This window comes from Enterococcus sp. 2201sp1_2201st1_C11_2201SCRN_220225 (assembly GCF_040925905.1).
GTDB classification, from domain to species: Bacteria; Bacillota; Bacilli; order Lactobacillales; family Enterococcaceae; genus Enterococcus_C; species Enterococcus_C asini_A.
Map to the genome: position 1 here is coordinate 1 of NZ_JBCOJC010000068.1, position 5,444 is coordinate 5,444.

4 protein-coding genes and 1 pseudogene are annotated in these 5,444 nt (G+C 40.0%); 1 reads left to right on the top strand and 4 read right to left on the bottom strand.

The window, feature by feature from the left end; translation table 11 throughout:
- A pseudogene (locus AB5754_RS12460) lies at positions 1 to 223 on the bottom strand (pyridoxal phosphate-dependent aminotransferase); the annotation flags it as partial.
- A 424-nt stretch (positions 224 to 647) separates the two neighbouring features.
- On the opposite strand from AB5754_RS12460, the gene AB5754_RS12465 reads away from it, so the two are divergent.
- Positions 648 to 1,037, top strand: a complete 390-nt coding sequence (locus tag AB5754_RS12465; protein ID WP_311832835.1) for a hypothetical protein — start codon at positions 648 to 650, stop codon at positions 1,035 to 1,037.
- Positions 1,038 to 1,260: 223 nt separating this feature from the next.
- On the opposite strand, the gene AB5754_RS12470 is transcribed toward AB5754_RS12465, so the two are convergent.
- From AB5754_RS12470 to AB5754_RS12480, 3 genes are all read right to left on the bottom strand, one after another.
- Positions 1,261 to 1,776: a type II toxin-antitoxin system Phd/YefM family antitoxin gene (locus AB5754_RS12470; RefSeq protein WP_368252286.1), complete on the bottom strand. Its 516-nt coding sequence runs from the start codon at positions 1,774 to 1,776 to the stop codon at positions 1,261 to 1,263.
- 187 nt (positions 1,777 to 1,963) lie between these two features.
- Positions 1,964 to 4,123 carry a copper-translocating P-type ATPase gene (locus tag AB5754_RS12475; protein ID WP_368252285.1) on the bottom strand — a complete coding sequence of 720 codons (2,160 nt, stop codon included), beginning with the start codon at positions 4,121 to 4,123 and terminating at the stop codon, positions 1,964 to 1,966.
- A 104-nt stretch (positions 4,124 to 4,227) separates the two neighbouring features.
- The coding region (locus AB5754_RS12480; protein WP_368259631.1) for a heavy metal translocating P-type ATPase at positions 4,228 to 5,444 on the bottom strand (1,217 nt) is incomplete at its 5' end.

The window sequence follows — 5,444 nt, forward strand, 5'->3', positions numbered from 1 at the left end:
GGCGCACATCAGGTAAACCTGCCATGCCACTATAATGACTAAAATTATTTTGAATCGCTTTTTCACCAGCTTCTTTAATGTGTTCTGGCGTGTTAAAATCCGGTTCTCCCAAGGTTAATTTCAAAATATCATCAATTCCTGAGACCCGTTCATCAAATTGCCGAATCAAGGAAACGGCGATTTTTTCTACTTGTTTATTGAATCGATTTGTTAATGGATTCATTTTATCAACCCCTTTGTTCTCAATCCTACCACAACTTAAAAATAGGATACAGCTACTAAAAAGTTTTTTCAAAAATTAAATTCTTGTCTATTTTTTTTGATAAATAATTATCGAAAGTTATTGAATAAAATAAACTTTATCCGAATTTCGTTATTCAATATTTGAAATCCATTGTCCACAAGCGAATCAACAAACAGATAAAAAAACATAGATATTTTTATTGCCCAGTTCCACTCACCTCTGATTTTAAAGAAAAAAGAACTATTTGATTAAGTTATTCCTTTTTAAGCAGTGATTAAATAGCATTTTAGAGTGAGCAAACTAAAAAACAACTCATCTTTTCCAAGTTTTCTTCCAAAAGCATTGTACTTTTAATAAATGGTCGTAAAATGTAATTGAATAACAACGCATCAGGAGGTGCAATATGAGCAACAAACTAAAATTTTTACCTTTGGCGTTATTTTCCATTCCTTTTGTCTATTTGTCTTTGTTACTCGATGTCTATTTTCAGTCCGTCATTGGCTTTTTAATTTCCCTAGTGCTAACGATTACGCTAGGTTTTTATTTTAAAGCGAGCAATCAACTGCCTCTCTGGTTTTTAGGCAATATTCTAAGCACGATTTTGTCATTCTACCTCCAATTCAAGCATCCGGAGTGGCGCTTTTTCTACCAGCCATTTAATCCAGCTTGGCTTGTGTTGGGCCTGTCCATCCTGTATATCATCCCTCAGCTCTTCGGTATCTTTTGGGCCACTGTCTTAAAGATTCGCCTTTTTCCCAAAAAAGAAAAACTCCAAAAGAAAACTCATTCTTAACTAGCAACAATTGATTTTAGGACATTCATCTCAGCAAAGTAATCATTATAATCTGCAAAATAAGCGCTAGGATTTCCTATTAAAACATAGAAAATCCTAGCGCTTTACTTTCTTAAAGACTCAATTACAGATTACTATCACCTGTAGCTTTCAACAAAGCTCTTAACGTTCTAAAAGGTGAGAAGCTCATAGGTGAGAATTGCCATAGTAATTTTTAGAGCTTTTAAACTTCTTTCAAATGAATCTTTTTAATAATCACTTTATCAAACATCGCTGCTTGATTGTCTTGTTCGCCAATCATTTCCGCAACAACGTTTTTTCCTTCGTGTTTTTTTCGCAATTGGTAAACGATTTTCCCCGTTTGTTTCAATTCATTGACCATCTCCACAACACCACCAAAGCCGGTTTTCCGGGTGATAAAGCCTAGTGCTACCATGCGTTCGTCTAAGTTTTTTGCAGAAACAGTGGTTCCGGTAATCAAAGCTTCTCTCATCACGCTTAGAAAATCATCCAAACCTGCCACACTTTCTACCGTTTCTTCTGGAACAGTTGTGCGATTGTGTAATTCTTGTAAGAGATTTTCATATTGTTCTTGAGTCAACATGATGCCCGCAACTTTTTCCCGGTTAAAAACATAGACCCCAGTTCCCGCTTGGCGTGCCTGTTCAAAGACATCCATAGGGGATTTTTTGACTTCAGTAATTGAGGTGGTTGGGACTTCCAACTTTTTTAATTCCATCTTTTCACTCCTAGTTATTCCTATATAAATACTGGCTGACTATTAAAAACCAGCAATCTTGATAATCAAACAACTCTAGGCAATCTGCCTTTTCGTAACGAACACATTATAACACAAACCCTTCTTTACACCATAAACTTCCCGAAAAAAAGCCCCTAGCTAAAAAAACTGGGGCTTTTACGAAGAATTATTTTCTAATTTTTAAAGTCATGGCATTTAACGCCACAATCACTGTACTTAGCGACATTAAAATGGCGCCGACTGCTGGGTTCAAAATAATGCCAATTGGTGCTAAGATCCCCGCTGCCAGCGGAATGGCGAAAATATTGTAGCCCGCTCCCCACCAAAGATTTTGAACCATCTTTTTCCGAGTTTCTTTCGCTAAATCCAAGAAGCGTAAAATATCTTCCGGGTTGGAATTTGTCAACACCACATCGGCAGAATCAATGGCTACATCGGTTCCTGCACCAATGGCAATGCCCACAGTAGCCCGGGCCAAACTTGGTGCATCATTAATTCCATCTCCCACCATGGCTACTTTTTTCCCATCTTTCGTCAGCTGAGAGACAATCGCCTCTTTATCTTCTGGTAAGAGTTGCGCATAATAACTGTCCAAGCCCAAATATTTTGCCACGCTGGCTGCCGCGTGCTCGTTATCTCCTGTAAGCATTACAGGTTCAATGCCACGCTCTTTTAAGGCTTGAATAAAGCTTTTGGCTTCTGGTTTGACCTGATCTCCTAAGGCAATCAGTGCCATTAATTGATCTTCCACAAGTAAATAGCTAATGGTATTACCTTGTTCTTCATAGGTATAATTGACTTCACTAGGAACGGAAATGTCTCGTCGTTGTAATTCTGCTTCATTGACAATTGCTAATTTTTGACCATCCACAACACCTGCAAGTCCCACACCGGAAATATTTTCTACATTTTCAGCTTTTAAGACTGTGATTGCTTGTTCTTTTAAATAGTTCATAATCCCAGTAGCAATCGGATGATTAGCTGAAGCTTCTAAAGCACCAATTAGACCTAAGACTTGTGAATCACTTTTTTCATTAGAAAAATTCACAAAACCTGTCACCGCAAAAGTTCCGGCAGTTAAGGTACCGGTTTTATCCAATAGCACTTGTTGAATTTCCGTAGCATTTTCCAAGGCATTACGATTTTTTAGCAACAGACCTTCTTTAGCGGCAATAGAGGTTGAACGGGCGACGATTAAAGGAATCGCTAATCCCAGTGCATGGGGACACGCGATGACAAAGACCGTTACCATCCGATTTAAAGCTGTGGACAAATCAGCTACAAACAACCAAATCACAAAAGCCAATATTCCGGCAATCAATGCAATATAAAACAGCCATTTCGCCACTTTATCGGCTAAATTTTCCAGTTTGGACTTTTGAGCTTGGGCTTGGCGCACCATTTCCATAACTTTCGCTAAATAACCGCTTGCTCCTGTGCCGGTAACCTTTATAGTGATTGTACCATTGCCATTGACCGAACCGCCGATTACTTTGTCACCGACATCTTTTTTAACCCCTCGTGATTCTCCCGTTACAGCAGATTCGTCTACTATGGTCTGACCTTTTTCAATGATACCATCCGTAGGCATCTTATCCCCAGCACGTACTAATAGGCGTTCTCCCTCTTTGACTTCTTGTAAGGAAACTTTTTCTTCTCCAGAATCCGTTAGACGAGTCACGGTATCCGGTAAAAGCTCAGCTAATTTTTGCAATGCATTACCAGCATTGGAGACAGCATTCATTTCAATCCAATGTCCTAAAAGCATGATGACGATCAAAGTTGCTAGTTCCCAGAAAAAATCCATCACGTGGGCATGGAAGAAATGATTCGCCACAAAAGAATAAAGACTGTAGACATACGCCACTGTTATCCCCATCGCAATTAAGGTCATCATCGCCGGACTCTTGTCTTTTAATTCCATCTTCGCTCCTGCTAGAAAGGGTTGCCCCCCGTAGAAAAAGAGCAGGGTTGCCAAAACTAAAACTAGCCAATCAGAACCCGGAAAACTAATTTGAAAAGGTAATTCCATCCCCATCATAGGCGAAAAGAGAATAATCGGAATCGCCAAAATCAATGATAGCCAAAATTTTTGCTTAAAGTTGCCCATATGCATGGAATGATCCATGCCACTCATATCGTGGTTCATATGGCTGTGATTCATCTTGCTCATATCATGCTCCATATGCTCGTGATCCATCTTGCTCATATCATGCTCCATATGCTCGTGATTCATCTTACTCATATCATGATTCATTTGCTCGTGATTCATCTTACTCATATCGTGATCCATCTGTTCATGATATTTTTCGTGATTGGACTTCATATTCTTCCGCTCCTTTGCAGTTATTTCAATCCTTACTTTCATCCTATCAGTTTCAAAAGAAAAAATCATTTTGCCGAATTCCCGAGCAAAATGATTTTTCAAGGTTAGAACTTTTTACGATTCAAACTTAAAGAATTTAACAGCACACTTACTGAACTAAAGGCCATGGCCCCGCCAGCGACAATTGGATTCAAAAAGCCTAATGCCGCAAAGGGAATGCCAATGGTGTTATAAACAAAAGCCCAGAAAAGATTTTGTTTGATTTTACGAATTGTTGCTTGGGATAGTTGAATCATCTTATCCACATAGGTTAAGTCACTGTGAATTAAGGTGACATCAGCGGTTTCCATCGCGATATCCGTGCCACTGCCCATGGCAATGCCGATATCTGCTAGAGCCAAGGCCGGTGCATCGTTTATCCCATCACCTACCATGCCCACAATTTCGCCTTTTTCTTGCAAGTATTGAACTTTTGCAGATTTGTCTTCTGGCAAAACTTCTGCAAAGACATTTTCTTCAGGAATCCCCACTTGTTTGGCAATGTGGTTGGCAGCTTTTTGGTTATCGCCAGTCAGCATAAAGACTTTAATCCCTTGAGTTTGCAGGTCACAAATAGCCTTTTTCGAGGTTTCTTTAATGGTATCTGCCACGGCGATAGCCCCTAAAATCTCCCGTTCATCTGCTAAAATCATCAACGTTTTCCCAGCAGCACTCCAGCTATCTAAAACTGATGAGTAGCTTTCTAAATTCTCTCGTTCTGCCACATAGTCTTTGGTTCCCAGGCGGTAGGTAATCCCAGCAATCACCCCAGTAATCCCAAAACCGGGAATGGCAGCAAACTCACTAACAGGTAACGTTTGTGCTCCCTGTTCTTTTCCATAATTCAAAATAGCTTGGGCTAAAGGATGCTCAGATTGATTTTCTAGGCTCACAATCACATCTAAAAGTCGCTCTTCTTTTAAGGAAAGATCGGTTACTTGGGGTTTACCCGCAGTAATCGTACCAGTTTTGTCTAAAATGATGCTGGTGATGTGAGAAGCTGTTTCTAGCGCTTGACCACCTTTAATCAAAATACCGTTTTTTGCGCCTAAGCCAGTTCCTACCATAATGGCAGTGGGCGTAGCTAGACCCAACGCACAAGGACAGGCAATCACCAAGACCGCCACACTGTGAATTACTGCCGTCTGCCAATCTCCGGTAACAAATCCCGTAATAAGCAGCGTAACTGCCGCAGCAATTAAAACCGCCGGTACAAAAATCCCTGAAATCTTATCAGCGATTTGTTGAATTGGAGCTTTGGAACCTTGGGCATCTTCTACCA

Bases quoted from the DNA above. Each gene is read 5' to 3' on its own strand.
- AB5754_RS12465 (WP_311832835.1), top strand. From the start codon at position 648: ATGAGCAACAAACTAAAATTTTTACCTTTGGCGTTATTTTCCATTCCT.
- AB5754_RS12470 (WP_368252286.1), bottom strand. From the start codon at position 1,776: ATGGAATTAAAAAAGTTGGAAGTCCCAACCACCTCAATTACTGAAGTC.
- AB5754_RS12475 (WP_368252285.1), bottom strand. From the start codon at position 4,123: ATGAAGTCCAATCACGAAAAATATCATGAACAGATGGATCACGATATG.